Below are 18455 nucleotides of genomic sequence, written 5' to 3'. Positions count from 1 at the left end.
TCAAAACTGTTGGTACTTGTCAACAGTTTTGATAGAATTATTCTATCGATTTTGAAAAAGTTTGACCTTCTTTGATGTTAGGTGTTTTATTTCACTTTTCGTGAAGTCTGAGGTGTGAATATATCGCCCAATTCTTTACCGAAATAATGGGCGATTTTGAACATTTCACTCAGTTTAAAATCTTGTTTACCTAATTCTTTGTTGCGATAGCTATTCTCGCTTTTTCCAATAACATCTGCCATTTCTTTCTGAGAAATATTCTTTTCCTTCCTCAGTTTATATAAAAGAATTTGCAAACCATAATCACCTCCTATTCATTTTAAAAAAACCATTTCCAGATGAAGTACACCCAGATAAAACCGGTTAGCGTCCAGCAGACCACATTCCAAAATTTCTTCTTGTCTTTCATGACAAATCTTTCGAGATATGCTATACTAATAGTGAGCTTTGGGGCTTTCGCCCCGCTCACCCCACTTCTATTTCAAGAAGTGTTTGATTAACTCAACACTGGCTGTAATCACTGTTGAGATAACCAGAGCCTTAGGACCGTCAAGCCATGGCTCTTTTTTTGTTGCCTTTTCAGGCTTTTTGCGTCTCCGCATATCTCTTTTCCTCCTGTATTTATTTGATTGATTACCTCAACCATGATTTAATTATACCTCACTTTTCGTGAAGTGTCAATAGTTTTTTTGCGAAAAAACAAAAAAACTTTTCTTTCCGTGAATATTTTGTTATAATCTACTTAATAAAACACTCAGGAGAAATATATGACTGACAAAGAATTAGCTATATACATCGGAACAAAAATAAAAGAATATCGATTACAGCGCGGATTGACGCAAAAAGAATTAGCTACTTTAGTGGATATGGGGGATACAACTATAGCAAACTATGAAAAAGGTTTCCGTACTCCTAAAAAGAATACTTTGTTTAAAATATCCTCTGCTCTCAGCGTAACTATTGACGATTTATTTCCACCTATTCGTAAAGCAGACACCCCCACAGCGTCCCTAGATTTGCTCACACAGCAGATAACGGACAAGGTGGTACAATTAACCCCAGATAATAAAAAAATCGTCCTACGGACTTCTGAGGAGCTTCTGGAGAGGCAAAAAGCAAACGGCGAGATGTACACAGAGCAAAACGAAGAAGAAACGAAGATAAACGAAGTATCGGAGGAAGTCATCAACTTGTACCAAGTTGAGGTTGTATCTGAGACGGCAGCAGCTTCTGGATTTAACTACGGATTTGGCTACGATGATACAGATAGAGAGACTATAGAGGTTGACCAGCAACCACCACATCACGATATTGCAACTAAGGTCAGCGGAGACTCCATGCTGCCTGACTACCAAGACGGAGATATTCTCTATTTAGTAGACAAAGGACTGACTACCTACAACGGAGACCTAGCAGTTATCGCATACGGAGACCGTTCTTACTTCAAGAAGATCTATACCGAAAACGGACGCTTACGCCTCGTATCGCTTAATGACAAGTACGAAGACATCATCCTAGACTTCCCACCAGCCGAAGACACACACATCAAGATCTATGCAGTAGTTGGAGTGTATAGAGGGGAATAAAACCAACTGTTTCCATTTTGGAAATAGTTGGCATGTAAAAAACAGAAATAAAAATATGTGCAATAACTGATCCACACTAAAAGCTGATAGAGAGGTTTCATTATGAAACAAGAACGCAAAGTTTTAGGTATTTTAGCTATTATTTTTGGAGCAATTGCTCTACTTGGCTCATGGATGCCTATCATCAATAATTTTTCATTCATTCTAGCTATTTTAGCTCTTATCTTCGGTTTAATTGGTTTTGCAGTAAATCGAAAAAGACCAAAAACACTAGCTATTATTGGGACGGTTCTAGCAGTCGTGTCTATTGCTATTGTATTAGTAACTCAAGCAATGTACGCTAAATCATTGAAAGAACTAGGTAAAAACATTGAAGAGACTGTTAGCTCTGTAAGTTCTTCTATCGAATCATCTCAAAAAGAGGAAGATGCTAAATTTAACTGGACAAAAGAACAGTTTGATGCGCTTCAAGTTGGTGATATTATCAACTATGGAGCTGGTGGAACTAACTACGATGACGTTGCTAGCGTTCACGGAGAACCTAACAATGTGACAACTAGTTCAGTAAATGACCACGACAGCAAGACAGTATCATATACTTCTACTGGTAGCAAATATAAGAGCGTTATTCTTTCGTTTTCAAAACAAGACGACGGTTCTTTCTTGTTGACTTCTAAAGTCAGCTCAGGTCTAGAGTAAAAAAGACAACAAAAAATCCCCACACTCTCCATCGCCAAACTTTGAGTGTGAGGATTCAACTTTCCATCAAGCAAGCAATGGAAAGGATGATAAAAAAATACAACTATAGTTTATCATAAGTTCTACACCTTTTCAACTATGCGGGCAAGCAATAGAAAAGAAAGGACTTTTTATGATAAAAAAATACCTTACAAAAAAAGGAGAGACTAGATATCTCTTTCAAACATATCTGGGTATAGACCCTGCTACTGGAAAAGAAAAGCGTACAACACGCCGTGGTTTTAAAACCATTAAAGAAGCTAAAGCAGCCGAACGTGACCTTCTCTTAGATGTTGAAGAGAATGGTTTTTCAAACAACGAAGATTTCCAGAACCCTACTTTCGCTGAAGTTGCTGATTTGTGGCTTGATAGCTATAAGAGCACTGTAAAACCAACAACTTATCAGAATACTAAGAAGAAACTTGATGTTATGATTGACTTGTATTTTACAGATATGAAAATCCAGCAGATCAGTGTAGCTTATTGTCAGAAGGTTGCTATCCAGTTAAGAAATCGCTATATCCTCTATGCCAATTACTACTCTGTCATTAGCCGTATTTTCAAGTATGCCACTTCTATTGACATTATCAAGTCAAATCCCTTAGACAAGATTATCAAGCCTAAAAATAGGCCATTGAAGACCAAAGAAAACTACTATACAAAACAGGAGCTAACGGAGTTTCTTAAAGTTTGCAGAGTAGATTGTAAGCCTGTAGAGTATACCTTTTATCACTTACTAGCTTTTACTGGTTTGAGGACTGGAGAAGCTATCGGACTCATCTGGTCAGATGTTGATTTTGAAAATAAACGATTGGATATTTCTCGTACGGCTGTCGTTGTTAATAAAAAACAAACTGTTCAGGACCCTAAAACCAAAAGGAGTAAGAGGGTTATCACTTTAGATGATGAAACTCTGAATGTATTAAAACTCTGGAAACGTCAGCAGATAAAAGAGTATTTTCGGGCTAGTGTGCCTTACAAACATGATTCGAATTATATCTTTACGAATAGTTTCGGAGGATGGATTTCGCCTTCAGCTGTGAAAGAGAGACTTAGAAGATTCTTTTGTGAACATAAGGATGTCAAAAAAATCACTCCTCACGGTTTCAGGCACACACACGCTTCTCTTCTCTTTGAAGCTGGTGTTACAGCAAAAATCATTTCAGATAGATTAGGTCATAATAATGTTCAAACCACCCTTGATATGTATACCCACATCAATGACAATCAACGTTTTGAAGTCGTCGATCAACTCATGGATTTCATCCGCCCCAGCTAAAAGTCATGCCGTATTCAATCTCGTATTCACTTTTGGTAGACATGCTAGAAACCCACTGATTTCAAGGGATTAGGAAGACGTGTACTATTTATACCATAAGTGAAAAACGTTTACAAATAGTTATCATCACTTGTAAATAGTTGAGTTTTTACTTATTTTTTCGTTAAAATCATTCACACTAATTTCCATCGCTTTTTTAAATCGTATTCATCTTCGTATTCATTTTCATACTCATACTTGCCCGTATAGTTGAGAAGGTTTCAATTTAATTCTAATAGTTTACAAAAGAATCAGTGAGCCATTTCACTGTTTTTATTTTTAACAAAACACCGTTTTTGACAATAATTAAAAAATAAAAAGGATCTATTATTAACAAAATGGCGTTTTTGACAATAATACACCACGATTTTCTCTCCCTATTCTTCAAGAAACCGCTTTTTTTGAACAATAGGATTGTGATTTGGGTTTCTAAAGTTAAAAAATAAGCATTTTTGCAAAATAGAAATACAAACTCTAATTTTGTTAACGTCAACAAAACTGGCAACCAAGCGCTTTATAAAGTTATTTGTTGATCTCGACAAGTCAATTTCAGAGCAAACAAAAAAACCGCAAGCCTGAGCCTGCGGTGAAAAATTATTCTTTGTCTTTGTTTTTATTTTGATTATTCCCTGTAAACAAACCAATTAGCCCTAATGCAGTAGTTCCAGTTAAGACACTACCTGCAATTTGTTTATCTGTTGCTATTAAGTAAATTCCACCAATAATAACAACGAGGGCGATTAAAAAGCCAAATAACTGTCCCAATTTATGAGAAGCAATATTCCCTGATAAGTATTTATCTTCCATCTCTCTACGATGTTGGCTTTCTGCAATACCATTATCAATAATCTTTTGAGCAGCATCCGGATATAGCTCTTTATATCCTTTGAGAATATCTGGATGAGGTAGGTCACCTTGATAGATTTCCAACTTCTGTAAAACTACTTGACGCTGTTCATGTGGTAAGCGCTCGACTTCATCAACAATATTATTGACTTCAATCAAATCTTTATTCTCGGTATCCAAATTTCATTACCTCTTTCTGAATGCCCATCGTTGATTTCTTGTAATCACTTTTGACTTTCTTCCAGTCTTGGACTGTATCAGCTTTTACTTTCGAAATGTTCTGGTTAAAGCTAAAAACAGGCAATACAATTGCTGTCATACCAAGTAAAAAAGACTTAAAGTATTGAGGTTGTTTTGTATTTTTTAACATCCCAAATTCCTCCTACTCGCTCCATAATATTTTTTTGAATTAACTTGATTATGACATCTTTCTTTAAAAAAGTCAATGTTTCTTACTCTTTTTAACAAAAAAATCCCCACAAGGACGAGTCCTGTGGGGTAGATAAACATTTTAGAAAAGTTTTCCTTTCCTTTTATTTTTTAAAATTATTTAGTCGTAATCAAGCCATCTGGCTCAACTGTGAACTCTGGCTTATCAGCCATTGTTCCATCTGCCTTGATGTAGTACCAGCCTGTTCCGTCTGCGGACTGGACGAAGGCGTTTGATACCATGGCACCTTCTTTACCGTCAAGATAATACCAAGTCTCCTTGTACTTGACCCATCCTGTCTTCATAGCGCCCTCTGTGTCAAAATAATACCACTTATCAGCGATTTTCTTCCAGCCTGTCGCCATTTCACCTGACTGGTCAAAGTAGTACCAGTTGCCGTCAGTGTGCTGCTTCCAGCGGTCCGCAAGCATGTAGCCTGAGCCGTCGAAGTAATACCAAGTGCCGTTGATTTTCTCAAACTTATCTTTTGGATAAGAGCCGTCTGAGTGTACATACCAATAGCCTGTATCGTTCTTCTTCCAGCCTACTTCAATTGTCAAGCCACTTTCAATATCCTGCTTGAACTGTTCACGGCTAATGCCCCATTTGGCTAGATATGGATAAGGGTCAACGTGGTCTGAGTTGTTATTAGGTTGGTTATTGGTACAGTATTCATGCGTTTTGATACCTGCCAAGTCGTCTGTATCAAGCGTTTTAGGTAAACCTGCTTCATCAGCTAGATTGCGTAAGAGTTCGATATAGAGGCGGTAGTCAGCCATGAACTCTTCTTTAGTTGAATGGCTTTCAATCAATTCAACTGCTGCATAGGTCTCAGCATTCCAACCGCCTCCAACGTCCCAAGATCCGTTATTTACAGGGCCTACTTGCATGACACGACCGTTACCAACGACATGAGAAAAGAATCCAAGTTCAGGGTCCTTTCTATAGTGGTAGTCCGCCTCATTCTGAGCTGTTGAGTTGCGGTTGCCTGTTGAGTGAGCATGTACTTGTCTATAAGGTTGCACTCCGACTTGTGGCAAGCCTGTACGTAGTCTGCTTGTATCGATATCCATCCTTACTCCCTCCAAGCGTCGTTCATCTGCTTCACGGCTGACTCTACAAAGGTGTCTAGATCCTTGTCAGTCATGCTGATGTTATATTTGGTCAGCTCTACACGGATTTTAGCACGAGCCTGTGCCAATTTTTCATCTCCCTTGTAGCCAGTTTCAGCAGCTACCTGCTCAACGGCATTTACTGCGTTCTTGGCTAGGATTTCAGCGATAATCACCGCTTTCTCTCCGCCTTTACGCAAAAGGTAGTCTTTCACTGCCTTTACAATACTGCCTATTGCTACTGCCAAAAAGCCTGTCGCAAAGGCAATGATGAGTTCGTTAAATTGTGTCATATGTTGTTTCCTTTCTATTTTGGTTCATACACATCATAGATAGTATGGGGGTCTTTCGTTCTGATAGCTTCATATTGAGCCTTTGTACCAACCCAATATTTCAAGGCTTGCCCACCGTTTTGGTTGATGATGTTTTGGCCGGGCGCTCCTGCTGGGCCACGTTCTCCTGTGGCTCCTCTAGCGCCTGCTGGACCTGTTGCACCATCACTGACATTATCAAGACGTGTGCTAGCAGCTGCTTTAATGCCGTTGTGCGTTACAACTATGTAGACCTCAAACCAGCCTCCTGAACGCTGAGTAGCGTTCCACTGACCAAATTTACCATTTGCATCAGGCGTTTGATTTCTCAAAACACCCCAGCTATTATTGCCAAAACCACGGTAGTAATAATCAAGAGTATAGCCACTCGTGACTGCTTCACCATCGTAGAATACATCCGCAAACAGATTCAATTGGCTAGTAGAGCCATTCTTATAAGAACCCTCAATACGAACGCTGGCATTTAAGCTATGCCCATTTTCCCCTTTTAAGCTTTCTCTCTGGCTGGATGTCAGATTGTCAAATGACGGACGATTTTCTAAGGCGGAAATCCTAGCCTTGATTGGGATATCATTGTACAACTCCCATTTTTGAGCGTAAGTAGACAAGTCTTGGTGGGAGGTCAAGTAGCCTTTCTCTTCCAGCTCCGCTTTTGTAACGAGGGTTTCTGGATTGACTCTCGGTCTACTCTCAAGGGAGCCCAGTCTTTCCTGGACTTCCCTATCCTTTAACTCTGAATCTTCTTTGATTGCCTTGACATCCTCACCGATTGCTCTTGCTAGATTTTCAAGGTTACTCATAGCACTCACGCTTTCGCTGCGTTATAGGTTGCGACCAAGTCAACATTGGCAATCTGGTCTACACGTCCGCTGACTTCAGTTACTTTGCCAAGAAGTGCGCTATTTTCATCTTGTCCCATACTTGTGATTTTTTCCGCGATTTCTTTCAGCGTATCCAGATTCTCAGGCGCTCCTTCACCCAAGATTTCAGCCTTAACCTCGGATTTAGCTTGAGAGATAGCTTGGTTCATGGCAGACGTGCTGACTTTCGTTTTCAGCTCTTCGTTTACCTTTTTGTTATCTTCCCCCACTGCCTGCGCAAATGCTGTTAATTTTGTAGTATCCATTTTGTGTTACACCTTTCCTAAATTGTAATAAAAGAGTAGGTCTGGCAATTCCTGACCTACTGGGCTCTCGCCTACAGTTCTACCTGCAAGCTGTTTCTCAACTTCCTTTGCAATATCCAGCTCTTTTAAAGCATGGACTTCTTCAGTGACCAATTCCTTATCTGAGGCGACTATCTGGATATGGACAGATTTATCACTGGGGAAAACATAGCCTCCAGCCGTGATTTCCAAGCGATAACTCCCAATGGGCAAGATAGCGTCCAGATGAAAACTCACACCTTGACTGGTAACAGCTACCTGCTTCTTCCACTGGTAGCCCTCCTTGGTCAGACTGATCAGCGCCTCCTCCCCTTCCAGAGAGGAGATGACTTGGTAGTCTTCGTCTAAGAGGGCAAAACCAAAGGTGGAAGCCAAGTCCCCTTGCTTAATCAGGTGACCGCCGTCAATCTGCCGCAAATTGGTCATATTGAGATTACAGACCATTCTGCACCTCTTTCTATCTAATCATCTACTAAGATGTCTTCCTTAATCTCCAATTTTCCAAAATCGTTGAATAAGCGATCTATGTAGCCATTACCTCCTAAAGCCTTGTAGCTTTTGTGCAGACTTTCCACTAGTGAAAATTCGTCTTTTGAAGTGAACCCTCTACGAATAGCCCGTCGCATATCACGGTCAAGGCGCAACTTCATGGTATTTAGATGCGCCTCGTCGTGCACTTTTAGCTTTTCCTGTACTTCATCGATTTTGGAATTGCTATCTTTAGCAGTAGTCTGGACATCTTCAATCTGTTTCTTGACATCGGTTAGTTCCGAGACGATTTTATCTGTTTCTTCTTTTGTTTTCTTCGGCATTTTATAGCCCAACCAAGCCACGACGATTGGCGTCGCTACTGGTAGCACATTCATGAAGAAATGTTCTGTTTGTTGTAAGACGTCCATAAGCACCTCGCTAGTCTGCCAGATGACTCAAACCACGTCGCTTCAATTCCTTACGCACACGGTCTTTCCAGCGTTTATGTACCCATGAAAAGTCAACTGCTTCACGTTCCAGTAGGTTGATGTACATGTCGATTTTTGCTTGGTCTAGTGTAATCTTACTCATTGCTGCTACCTCCATTGTCTTCACTAGGGCTCTCTTGGTTTGTCGTTTCAGAAATGTCATCTTCTTTCTCGCTTTCTTTCTTCTCTTCTACTGCTGGTGCAGGTTGTGTAGGCGCTTCTGCTACTGGTTGTTCAGTAGTTGGTTGCGCTGGGGCTGGTTCATCAGCTTGGTTTTCTGTGTCCGTAACCTGAGGGGTGTCCTCCTCTGCCTCCTCTTTCTCCTCCTGGTCAGACTCTCCTTGAGCTTCCAGCTCTTCCAATCGCGCTAAGATATCCTCAATATCCTGAGCATTCTGGAGATTGACCTTCTGCATGCCATCCATGAGTTGGTTGGCTCTCTCCAGCGCTTCCGTCGTCTTAGCCAATTGTTCTTGGTTTTTGACAATGGCGCTAGTTGGGTCAAGTTCGGTGCGAACCAATTCCAAAACCGCTTGGATAAGGGTGTCCTCACTATCCTGTGTATGGTCACCTAGCAATTCGCACTGCTCATAAGAATAGCGCCCCTTGTTTTCCATCTTGATGGCGACAACTGTTACATTTTCCCCACCTTTCAAGTAAGGCTTGATTGCAAGTTCATAGCTCATTTGTTAGCTCCTTTCATTTTTGCTTGCGTTTCGTCAAATAGTTCTTTGAGTGCTGGTTCATATTCCAGAACCGCCTTAAAGGCCTGCAATTCAGCTAAAGCCAGCGTATAGTGCGCTTCTAAATGCGCACAATTCAATTCACTTTCTCTCAAGCGGTTAGCGAGCGACTCAGCTACTAGCTTATCGATTGTGTTATTATCCATGTGTGTTCTCCATTTCTTTGATTTTCTGGTCTAGTTCTTGGACAGCCTTCAGCAAGTAGGGTATGAATTTCGAATAGTTGATAGACAGATAAGATGTTACCTCATCTGTTTCAACTGCATGAGGGACTACCTCTTGTACTTCCTGCGCAATCAAACCAACCTCTTCATGTTTCTGGCTCTCGATAAAATCAAAAGAGACCATGTTCAATGCTTGGATTTTATCCAAGGCATTAACTGGACTCTCTTTAATATTTTCTTTCAAGCGCCTATCTGAACTCGAAGTAATACCTGCATAGCCTCTCCATTTTGCTGTAGTGATTTGATTCCACCAGACGACGGCATTCTCTCCTCCAGCTGGGTTTGATCCAGCACCATAAATATCTGCATTTCCTGTCCAGATACCTTTATTAGCATTAATCTTGCTGTAGAAATTAACGTTTGTAGAGCCAGAAAAGTCAACTTTCCCATAAAAACTAACTGTATTCTTACAATACATCTGCCCATCTGTGTCCACATGCCAGGAGTTCGGTCCAGCTTGGTTCCAGTTATCGCCCCAATTAGCCCAAAAAGCTGTCTTAGTACCATAACCAGCACCATTACCCATACCGACCGAGAATTGATTCACTCCAGAAATCCAGCGACCGCCTCCATTGTCGAACTGACCCAAGGTAAAACCTCCAATTTCACCCTGATAGGCTTGTAGGAAAGTTGAGCTAGATACTACAGACTCAATCTTAGTCGCAAAGATACGTTTAGATGTCAGCTTGTCAATCAAGGCATCTCTAGCGGTCAGGTTCCGAATCAGGGCATCGTCTACGCTGATTTTATCCCCTGTGATGGCGCCTGCTTGGATATGGTCAGCAGTGACAGAACCAGCGGCCATCTTCCTAGCTGTTACAGCACCATCTACCAACATATCCGACTGTACTCTAACTCGTGGAGCGATGATATCAACCCCTCTCGGACTTGCGGAAATAGTAGAGGCTAACTGCTCACCAGTTAAGGTAGTTGAACCGATGGTCACACCTTCAGGAGTAACTTGTACCCTCGCACTGTTAGCAGCATCTCGCACTTCCTGCCTGATTTCCCTAGCCGTCTGAGCGATGGCACTCTTCACATTCGTATCAAAGAACTGGGTCAGCGCCCCTTGATTGTTCTGCTGGATTTTGCCCCAGAGAGTACTGTTCGGGTCTCTCAATTCCAGTTCTATTGAGCGCATGTCCTTGAAGAGACCTGACAGGGTACGTTGCGTTACAGTAGGCTCCACGAAGCTAGTCGGGAAATCCCCCTGCTCCAGCTGAATATCCGTCAGCACCGTGTCACCCACACAGCCCATATGGTGCAGTTTCAGCAGTTCGTCTCGTGTCCGTGGCTGAAAGACCTTATAATGCCGCCCGTTGTGCTCAAGAGCAGGCGAACGGACGTTTTGAATGGTTATGTCCATGTGTTACTACCTTTCCTCGTAAAACGTCATGTAAATATCTGCATTTCGTGTATCAAATAACCTTTGAGCTTCATTAAAATCACCTGGGCTTTTTAGTTTAGCAATAACGTGAGAATTTCCATATCCTGCTCTCAAGGTGATTGCTATAAGTCTTTCGCTCCGACCTATATAAGCAACTTTTGGAAACGAAATATCCCTAAACGCATCACTGTAATTAAAAATATTCATTTCACTTGAATAGTAATTGTGTGAAACAGTCCCCATAAATCCCAAGTAAGGCACTATTGTTTTTCTTTTCTCCCAAACCAACTTATCACCTACATAACGCTGAGTGATTTCCTTGCCACCCACGTAAATTCCTTCTCTAGCCATACTACCTCCTATTGACTAAAAATATCGTAGATAGTATTACTATCCTTGTTAGGAATCGCATCATATTGAGATCTTGTACCAGACCAATACTTCATCGGTTGCCCACCATTCTGGTTGATGATGTTTTGACCGGGCGCTCCGTCACGGCCTCTAGCTCCATCAGCGCCCCTAGCACCCGTCGCACCAGTCAATCCTCTAGGCCCTTGAATGCCCTGCAGTCCTTGTTGCCCTCGTTCACCTTGGACACCCTGCGGACCACGCAAACTTTCTCTCTGCTGACTTGTCAGGTTCTCGAATCGCATAACACCGTCCGCTCCTCGTGGTCCTGTCTCGCCACGTTCTCCACGGTCACCTTTGGGACCTGTTAGATACTGCAAGGCTGAGAAACGGTCACGGCCATTTCCGACCTTGACCTTGCCTGTATCGCTCTCGATACCTAACTCGCCATCATACAACACAAAGTCACTTCTTGCCCAGTCACTCGCTGGCATCCGTTTATGTCGTACCCTGATAGGTACTACTTCAGACGTTGTTTCTGTCATGTTCTACCTCCGTCAAAAATAAAAGTTGGACTCTCGCTCCAACTTCCCTCATATCTAGCATGTTGCCCATCAGCAACCGTCTTGTAGACTGGCGCTAGTTCAATCCGTCTTGTATGATTGTCAATCGTCACAGACTGCTCTACGTTCTGATACCAGTCCCCTGAAAAGGTCAGACCATAGGCACCATAGTAAACTGCCAAGACCTGCTCCTCTTTCTGGATCAGGTCTTTATCAATCGCTGGCATGACCGAATTAGCAGGCGATAAATGAACGTGTCCACCATAAAAAGGTGTCTTATTCACTACCACAGTCACATCTGTCTTCCCGTAAGGTGTACAGGTTGCGGACCAGCTGATGACGTATTTTTTGCCAAGTTCAAATCCCTCTCCATTGTGACCGACTTCTACAAAATCCGTTCCGTAACTGATTTTCTTAGCCGTGCCACCATTGAGGCGGTTCTTATTGTACTGGGTATTCCCGTCCCCACCAATCAAACTAGCGTTGACCCTTGCAGTCTCACTGACCTGCTCCAGTTTCTTGCTTAATTCAGCGATGGAGTCCGCACCACTCATCAGTTCTTCACGGATGCGCTTCACGAACTCAGGACGCTCTTTCTCTAGTTCTTCGTGGATTTTAGCGCCAAATTCTTCGGCATTTGCTTTGTATTTTTCGATTGCATCATCAATCGCTTTTTTACGCTTTTCAAACTCTGCTTCAAAAGCTGCGTCTGCTGCTTCTATCTGCGCTTGGATTTTGGCTTCAATGCCCTCTTGTTGCTTTATCTGCTTGGTAATCGTCCCCTCGTAAGAATACTGAGTATCGTTTCCAGCCTTACTATCTGCGCTGATACGACCTCTCAGACCGCCTTTAAAAGTGAAGCTCTGACTTAACACAGGAACTTTAAAGGTTTCTTTCTTGTTGGTTTGAATGGTTACCCACTGCCCAACATCAAGTAACAAATGCCCTTGGTAGTTGAGGTTATACGGGTAGTAAGTCAGATTTTTCAGCTTATAATAAAGATCATTTAAAGCGCTCTGGGTCATGAAGACATTGTCCAGTTCCAAAGATCGACCTGTCTTCATACCAACCGTAAGAGACTTCTTATCTGTCTTACAAGTGATACCAGCTATCTGATACTCAATCTCACTCTTGGTCAAGCCATGTAGGAAGTAACTATCTGCGTTGATCGTGATATTTGACTCAGTTAAATCACGGATTTCCATCTTCCCTTCTCGGTTAAAGAAACAAGACATCCCAATCATCTGAGTCATAGCGCTCAGCATATCCCTGAATGAAAGTTTCTTGCCCTCAGGAACTTGCTCGACATGGTAGCGCATAGCGCTGATTCCGAAATAGTCATTCGCTAACTCAATACCTGTTTTTAGGCAGATTTCCTGAATAACCTCTCGTACTTCAGCTGGAAAATGCAAGTCCGTCACATACTCACGATTAAGCTTAAACATACCGTCCATGAGCTCCAGCGTGGTTGTGTTGCGGTTTCGGTCAATCTCGATGTCATTGATGAAGTATTCCCCCATCTTGACCCACTGATAGGTACTCCCAACCAGTAGCCCAATCTCAGGATGTAGGATATCCAGCTTATTGAACGTGGTAATGATACTGGTAAAGGTAATCTTACCGCTACCAGCACACGTTCCACCGGGTTTGTATGTATCGCCCTTAATATAGCCATACTCAAAACTAGCCTCTTTGATATCTCGTGAAGCATAATCACCAACACGGATAGCCAGCGTCCTTTCCTTGGCAAACATGGCTCTGTCAAATTGTCGTCTGGTTAAAGCGTCCATTTTCTTACCTCTCTATCAGATTAAATTTAGCGCCAGACCAAGGTTTAAACTTCTCAGTAAAGGTATAGCTTGGAGCCGTCCTATCACCGACGTAAAAAGTCCCAGTTGTCTGACCTTTAACGGGGTCAGGGTAGGAAACCTCAAAAAAGACTGCTGACACGGCATTTAAAAGCTGACTCATTTCTTCTTGAGTCATCATACCCCATTCACAGTCTAACTTACGCTTAGTCGTAATACGGTCACGCACCATATCGCCATTGGCATTACGCCCTGTTTCTCCATCGATATCTTGAATACCGACCTGAAAAGATTTGGGAGGCTTCACAGCCACCCCATTGATTGTCAATTGTGCCATTTAACCTCCTAAATCTTGAGCAAGGTTTGACCTGCTCGTTCATGTTCCTTGTTGATTTCTTGGATGGCTACCCGTCCGAACTCATGTCCTGCGATTTGGATAACGATGTCGCCGTCTCCAGAAAATCCACCTTGTGGACCAACACCAGCCATGGCATTTACTACCGCACTGCTGACAACTCGCCCAAGTGTTTGGATAAATCCTGTATTTTCAAGTGGTACGACCGCCTCTTTACCTGCTTCACCAATCATGGCAATAGTTGGACTATCGACGATACCACCGCGGGCAAGACGTGGGAGGCTGACTGTACTTACACTACCAATCCATCCGAGACCAGGTAAGTTTCTAACAACATCTAAAACACCATTAATCATGCCGATAAATCCATTAACCACATTCTCGATAGTGTCAAGAACCGCATTGACTGCGCTCTTAAACGCTCCACCTACCGCCTCACCGACCATCTGACCAGCATTTACAAAGATATTTTTAACAGTATCCCAAACGCCTTTAAAGAAGTCGCCAATAGAACTAAAAGCATTTTTAACAGCGTCAAAAGCTTTTCCGAATATCTCGCCAAACCAGTTTGAAACGCTGGAAAGCGCACTTGTAACATCGTTCCACCTTTCGCCAAACCATGAACCTAGTTTGCTGAAGATGTTTGTTAGACCAGTCCATGCTTTTTGGAACATGTCCGTAAACCATGCCCCGATATTAGCCAAAGCACTCGTCACATCCGCCCAACGTTGTCCGAACCATGAACCGATTGGCGTGAAGATATTAACGATAGCGTCCCATGCACCTTGGAATACACCAGAAAACCACTCTCCGATACCAGAGAAGATGTTTACAATAGCGTCCCATGCTTGCTGGAATTTCTCGCCAAACCATTGACCTATCGGTTCAAAGATTTCTTGTAGTTTCGTCCATAGACCGCTGAAAAATTCCCCAATCGATTGACAAATACCACTGATAAAATCACATAGTCCTTGCCATGCAGTTTTAGCAAACTCAACAACAGTATCCCAGTTTTGGTAGAGCAATACACCGATAGCAATTAAGGCTGCAATTGCTGCAATAACTAAAGTTATCGGACTGGTCAATACCGCAATAGCCCCATTGAGTGCCCATGTTGCAGCTGCTGCAACTCCTGCTGCAATCGATTGAGCGATCTCTGCCGCTGCTGCAAGTCCCATTTGTGCTGCATGAACACCCCAAGCTAGCGCTGATTTACCAAGTTCTAAAGCGGTTTTTCCTAACTCGGCAATCAATTTACCTGAATTGACTACAAAGTCTTTTGCATATAAGGTGTTCAAATACACGCTTTCTGCAAAATCTTTTATCTTATCAACTGTTAAGCCTTTCACAGCACTAACTAAATCAGTGAAAGCTCCACTTAATTTACCAATTCCTGCTGCAAGACCACCAGCCTGCTCAGCCCAAGACATGAATTTAATACCTTCCCAAGCTGTCGATACCAGACCGATTGCAGTGGCCATGGCTGAAACTATCTCTCGGTTATCCTTACACCAATCAGAAAAAGCAACGAAAGCATCGCTAACGACTTTTACTGTATCAGCTAGAATTTTTAAAGCCTCTAAAATAGCTCCGCCTAGCACATCGGCAACTTCACCAATGCTGATACCGAATGTATCGGCTAAAAACTCAGCAAAAGGTTGCATGTTATCTTCCCAGACTTGTTTGAGAACATCAACCAGTCCTCCAAAAGCTTGACTCAAAGAATCAATTGCTGGACCGATATGCTTGTTATAGACATCTTCAAATCCATCAGAGAATCTTTGTAAAGCTGGAGTAACATTGTTGTCAAAACTGTCTAGAAAGACTGATACAATCTGAGAAATACCGCTAGAAAGAGTTGTTATAAATGGGCTAACATGCTCATCATACACACGACTAAATACATCTCCGAAACGGTTTACTGCTTTCTCTATTGTTTCGAATACTGGAGCAATCGCATCCAAAGCTCCCTGTAAAGAACTTGATAATTTCGGAGCGTTATCTGTCACAATGCGTTCTAAGCCCTTGAATAAATCACCACCAAGTTTGCTTCCAATCTCAACAGCTGTTGAACTCAAACTCAAAAATGTTGACACAATAGCGCTACCGATACGAACCGCACCAGTTGAGGTAATGACATCGTAGAAAGCACTAGAAAATGCCTGAGCGATGTTTCCTACTGCCTCTGCAATGTTACCAATATTATCAAACAAAGCAACTAGCGCCCTGGTAATGCGTTCCTTTTGCCTTCCAAGACCATTTGCAATACTTTCAGCGAGGAAAACACCGATACCTAGCCCGATAGTAGCTATTGAGCCTGTCACTTGCCCTAAAGCATAAGCGATTTTCTCAGCCATGCGATTAAAGGCATTCACAATCCTTGGGTCAGTGGCGATTTCTCCCATTGTCTTAGCTATTTGGTCTAAGGCGGTCTTAATGCGTTCAATACCTTCTGGTCTAAATGCTGCATCAAAACCTTTCTTGAAGAGGTCAAACAACCCTTTGAGCTTATCTCCAAGACCATCAAAAATGCTCTTGAATTTGTTGTCTATGTCGGTCAGCTCGACTTCTGGCAAGATGTCTTTGAAAGGTTCGCCTCCGCCTCCCTTTCCTTTACCACCTTTGCCACCACCTCCACCGCCAGAACCGCCTGCATCATCGTCTTTTGGTTTTTGTAAGATATTAATCTCGTCAAATCCCAAAAGACCTAGCAACTCTTTAGCAGCTTTCTTAGCGTTTTTGGCTGAGTCTCCAAGATTATCAGCAAGTCCTCCTGCTGAATCTCCAGCGTCGTCAACAGCGTCGGCAAGGTCTCCTGCTCCGCCTGCAGCGTCTTTCATGGCGTTACTCATGTCTCCGACTGCTCCACCAACACCATCTTTCACTGTTGCTTTCTTGTTGAACATCAAAGCGATAAACTCAGCAAGTTTAGCAGTAACGTTCTTCAAGACCATAGCAAAAGAGTTCAAGACAGGCATAATGGCATTGATAATCGGCAACATAGAGTTACCAAGGTTCAATGCAGCGTCCTTCATCAGAGACTTAAATAGACTAATACGTCCATTTACAGAATTGGACAAGGTATTCCCATACTTTGCCGTAGCCTGTTCCAGGATAGCCATAAGGCGGATTTGTTGCTGGGTTTGGTAGTCCAACTGTTGCCAGCTCTGTCCGTTCGCGAACTTCTTAAAGGCTTCAGTAGACTCAATCATAGCCACATTGACGTTGATTCCTAGGTCTTCAATCGCTTCCGTGTTTCCTAGCAAACCTGAGCGAATCCGCTCCATAACGTCTGTAATCGTGCGCCCAGAGCCTTCAGCAACAACTGCCGATGTCTGCAGCATCTTAGCAGTATAGGCGCTTAGCTTGTTGGTGTCTTTGATAAATCCTGAAAATAGGTTTGAGTAGACTGCACCGTAGTTAGTAGCCTCACCCACACCCATATTCATAGCGTTGGCGTTATCGTTAACCCACTTTAAGAAAGATTGCGAACTCTCGCCCATCTGTCGCTTGATTTGGTTCATAGACGCTGATACTTCAAGAGCCGTCTGCGCTGAATACATCCCAACATCAAGCAATTTCTTACCAAGGATTGCAAAACCAGCGAACTTAGCCAGCTTGCCAAACGCACTACCGATTGAGTTCGACTGTTCACGAACTTTGGCAGTCGCGTTCTTCACTTGGTCAGATGTTCCTTTGACCTGATTCTCGACTTCTTTCATCTTCTTCCTGAAAGGCGCTATCTCAGCGTCAATCATGACCTTCAATTCATCAAGAGTTGCCATTTACTTCCTCCTTCCTTTTGCGATTGTGTCTCTCTGCAAAATCACGCATCCGTTCCCTATGCAACAAAAGCGCTTGTCTCTGTCGTTCCTGTTCTACCGCTTGCTGTTCTTCTACAAATAACTCAGGCGCATATTCCCAGAACTCAAAGACCTTGGCATCTTTGGATAACAATAAGGAAACGTGGTTAGATATCATCTGCGAAAGTCTATAAGAGTCAATAATCTTTTCTTTACGCTCTTGGATTTTGACACGGTTGTAACTTTCAATCATTTCTCTGATTTCAAGCACCGTTAAATCCCAAAAATCAAGAGGCTTACCCCCGATGTCCAAAAACATAGGATAAAGCCTCTCAATAATCTGCGTTACCGTTAAGATTACTCGACTACTGTCATTTTCTTCTCGGAAGTTTTCTTGTCCTTGCTTCCTCGTGGAGTAAAACCCGATACTTCAAAGAGTGGCATTAAAACCTCTGTCATGAAGGTTGTTTGGTCTCCACCATTATCCACGTATTCATCGTATAGGTCGTAGACATCTTCAAAGGAATACCCATGTTCATACTGCTGCAACGCTCCGTGAACTAACAACAACATAACTTTCAAAGGCGGTAAAGTGAACTCTTCGCCAGCTTCAGGCATGAAAATCTTCAGCAAGTTCATGCCGATTTTTTCTTCCACAGTTGCAGCTTGATGAGATGTCAAACGTAGCTTCAACTCTTTTTCGTCAGTAACTTTCCAAGTTGTGTATTTTAACGCCAT

The 18455-nt window shown here is 42.5% G+C and carries 23 protein-coding genes and 2 pseudogenes; 3 read left to right on the top strand and 22 right to left on the bottom strand.

Annotated elements, in window-relative coordinates:
• Positions 1-86: 86 nt before the first annotated feature.
• Both OC530_RS10185 and OC530_RS10180 read right to left on the bottom strand, forming a co-directional pair.
• Positions 87-296 carry a helix-turn-helix transcriptional regulator gene (locus OC530_RS10185; RefSeq protein WP_001166514.1) on the bottom strand — a complete coding sequence of 70 codons (210 nt, stop codon included), beginning with the start codon at positions 294-296 and terminating at the stop codon, positions 87-89.
• Positions 297-476: 180 nt separating this feature from the next.
• Positions 477-602 (bottom strand): hypothetical protein, encoded by a 126-nt coding sequence (locus tag OC530_RS10180; protein ID WP_007284831.1) that lies wholly within the window; start codon positions 600-602, stop codon positions 477-479.
• A 165-nt stretch (positions 603-767) separates the two neighbouring features.
• Between OC530_RS10180 and OC530_RS10175 the strand changes: the two genes are divergently transcribed.
• From OC530_RS10175 to OC530_RS10165, 3 genes are all read left to right on the top strand, one after another.
• The gene (locus OC530_RS10175) at positions 768-1586 is read left to right on the top strand and encodes a S24 family peptidase (protein WP_262081220.1); all 819 of its coding nucleotides are present in this window, start codon (positions 768-770) and stop codon (positions 1584-1586) included.
• A gap of 102 nt (positions 1587-1688) precedes the next feature.
• Entirely contained in the window at positions 1689-2285 is a 597-nt protein-coding gene (locus tag OC530_RS10170; protein ID WP_218764408.1) for a CD20-like domain-containing protein, read from the top strand.
• Between the two features lie 172 nt (positions 2286-2457).
• A complete protein-coding gene (locus OC530_RS10165; protein ID WP_172931787.1) occupies positions 2458-3603 on the top strand; it encodes a site-specific integrase in 1146 nt (381 codons plus the stop codon).
• A 633-nt stretch (positions 3604-4236) separates the two neighbouring features.
• Here the strand turns inward: OC530_RS10165 and OC530_RS10160 are convergent.
• From OC530_RS10160 to OC530_RS10065, 20 genes and pseudogenes are all read right to left on the bottom strand, one after another.
• Positions 4237-4668, bottom strand: a complete 432-nt coding sequence (locus OC530_RS10160; protein ID WP_000379281.1) for a DUF2335 domain-containing protein — start codon at positions 4666-4668, stop codon at positions 4237-4239.
• Positions 4652-4858 carry a hypothetical protein gene (locus OC530_RS10155; RefSeq protein WP_262081219.1) on the bottom strand — a complete coding sequence of 69 codons (207 nt, stop codon included), beginning with the start codon at positions 4856-4858 and terminating at the stop codon, positions 4652-4654. Before OC530_RS10155 ends, OC530_RS10160 begins: the two co-directional genes overlap by 17 nt.
• A gap of 176 nt (positions 4859-5034) precedes the next feature.
• A complete protein-coding gene (locus tag OC530_RS10150) occupies positions 5035-5991 on the bottom strand; it encodes an N-acetylmuramoyl-L-alanine amidase family protein (protein WP_262081218.1) in 957 nt (318 codons plus the stop codon).
• 2 nt (positions 5992-5993) lie between these two features.
• A complete protein-coding gene (locus tag OC530_RS10145) occupies positions 5994-6323 on the bottom strand; it encodes a phage holin (protein ID WP_262081217.1) in 330 nt (109 codons plus the stop codon).
• 14 nt (positions 6324-6337) lie between these two features.
• Positions 6338-7162: a collagen-like protein gene (locus OC530_RS10140; protein ID WP_262081216.1), complete on the bottom strand. Its 825-nt coding sequence runs from the start codon at positions 7160-7162 to the stop codon at positions 6338-6340.
• A 5-nt stretch (positions 7163-7167) separates the two neighbouring features.
• Positions 7168-7488: a hypothetical protein gene (locus tag OC530_RS10135; RefSeq protein WP_050242974.1), complete on the bottom strand. Its 321-nt coding sequence runs from the start codon at positions 7486-7488 to the stop codon at positions 7168-7170.
• Between the two features lie 6 nt (positions 7489-7494).
• Positions 7495-7971: a hypothetical protein gene (locus tag OC530_RS10130; protein WP_173214424.1), complete on the bottom strand. Its 477-nt coding sequence runs from the start codon at positions 7969-7971 to the stop codon at positions 7495-7497.
• A 17-nt stretch (positions 7972-7988) separates the two neighbouring features.
• Positions 7989-8426 (bottom strand): hypothetical protein, encoded by a 438-nt coding sequence (locus OC530_RS10125; RefSeq protein WP_050365294.1) that lies wholly within the window; start codon positions 8424-8426, stop codon positions 7989-7991.
• A gap of 10 nt (positions 8427-8436) precedes the next feature.
• Positions 8437-8589: a hypothetical protein gene (locus tag OC530_RS10120; RefSeq protein WP_191973374.1), complete on the bottom strand. Its 153-nt coding sequence runs from the start codon at positions 8587-8589 to the stop codon at positions 8437-8439.
• Entirely contained in the window at positions 8582-9172 is a 591-nt protein-coding gene (locus OC530_RS10115; protein ID WP_262081215.1) for a hypothetical protein, read from the bottom strand. Before OC530_RS10115 ends, OC530_RS10120 begins: the two co-directional genes overlap by 8 nt.
• Positions 9169-9375 (bottom strand): hypothetical protein, encoded by a 207-nt coding sequence (locus OC530_RS10110; RefSeq protein ID WP_173214418.1) that lies wholly within the window; start codon positions 9373-9375, stop codon positions 9169-9171. The genes OC530_RS10115 and OC530_RS10110 overlap by 4 nt, the downstream gene beginning before the upstream one ends.
• Positions 9368-10303: pseudogene (locus OC530_RS10105) on the bottom strand (tail fiber domain-containing protein); the annotation flags it as partial. The pseudogene OC530_RS10105 and the gene OC530_RS10110, both read right to left, overlap by 8 nt.
• A 138-nt stretch (positions 10304-10441) precedes the next feature.
• Positions 10442-10819 (bottom strand): annotated as a pseudogene (locus tag OC530_RS10100) (gp58-like family protein); the annotation flags it as partial.
• A gap of 6 nt (positions 10820-10825) precedes the next feature.
• A complete protein-coding gene (locus OC530_RS10095) occupies positions 10826-11191 on the bottom strand; it encodes a hypothetical protein (RefSeq protein WP_173218446.1) in 366 nt (121 codons plus the stop codon).
• A gap of 8 nt (positions 11192-11199) precedes the next feature.
• The gene (locus tag OC530_RS10090; protein WP_262081214.1) at positions 11200-11733 is read right to left on the bottom strand and encodes a hypothetical protein; all 534 of its coding nucleotides are present in this window, start codon (positions 11731-11733) and stop codon (positions 11200-11202) included.
• Entirely contained in the window at positions 11730-13541 is a 1812-nt protein-coding gene (locus tag OC530_RS10235; RefSeq protein ID WP_316043883.1) for a pblB, read from the bottom strand. The genes OC530_RS10090 and OC530_RS10235 overlap by 4 nt, the downstream gene beginning before the upstream one ends.
• Positions 13542-13545: 4 nt before the next feature.
• The gene (locus OC530_RS10080; RefSeq protein WP_262081213.1) at positions 13546-13896 is read right to left on the bottom strand and encodes a DUF6711 family protein; all 351 of its coding nucleotides are present in this window, start codon (positions 13894-13896) and stop codon (positions 13546-13548) included.
• Positions 13897-13904: 8 nt separating this feature from the next.
• On the bottom strand, positions 13905-17699 hold the full coding sequence (locus tag OC530_RS10075) for a hypothetical protein (protein ID WP_262081212.1): 3795 nt from the start codon (positions 17697-17699) through the stop codon (positions 13905-13907).
• A complete protein-coding gene (locus tag OC530_RS10070; RefSeq protein ID WP_262081211.1) occupies positions 17686-18036 on the bottom strand; it encodes a hypothetical protein in 351 nt (116 codons plus the stop codon). The genes OC530_RS10075 and OC530_RS10070 overlap by 14 nt, the downstream gene beginning before the upstream one ends.
• Positions 18037-18074: 38 nt before the next feature.
• Entirely contained in the window at positions 18075-18455 is a 381-nt protein-coding gene (locus OC530_RS10065; protein ID WP_262081210.1) for a DUF6096 family protein, read from the bottom strand.

Origin of the sequence: Streptococcus sp. Marseille-Q5619 (assembly GCF_946901205.1) — a bacterium.
GTDB lineage: Bacteria > Bacillota > Bacilli > Lactobacillales > Streptococcaceae > Streptococcus.
The sequence above is the reverse complement of the archived record's forward strand: the minus strand, read 5'-3'. Positions and strand labels throughout refer to the sequence as shown.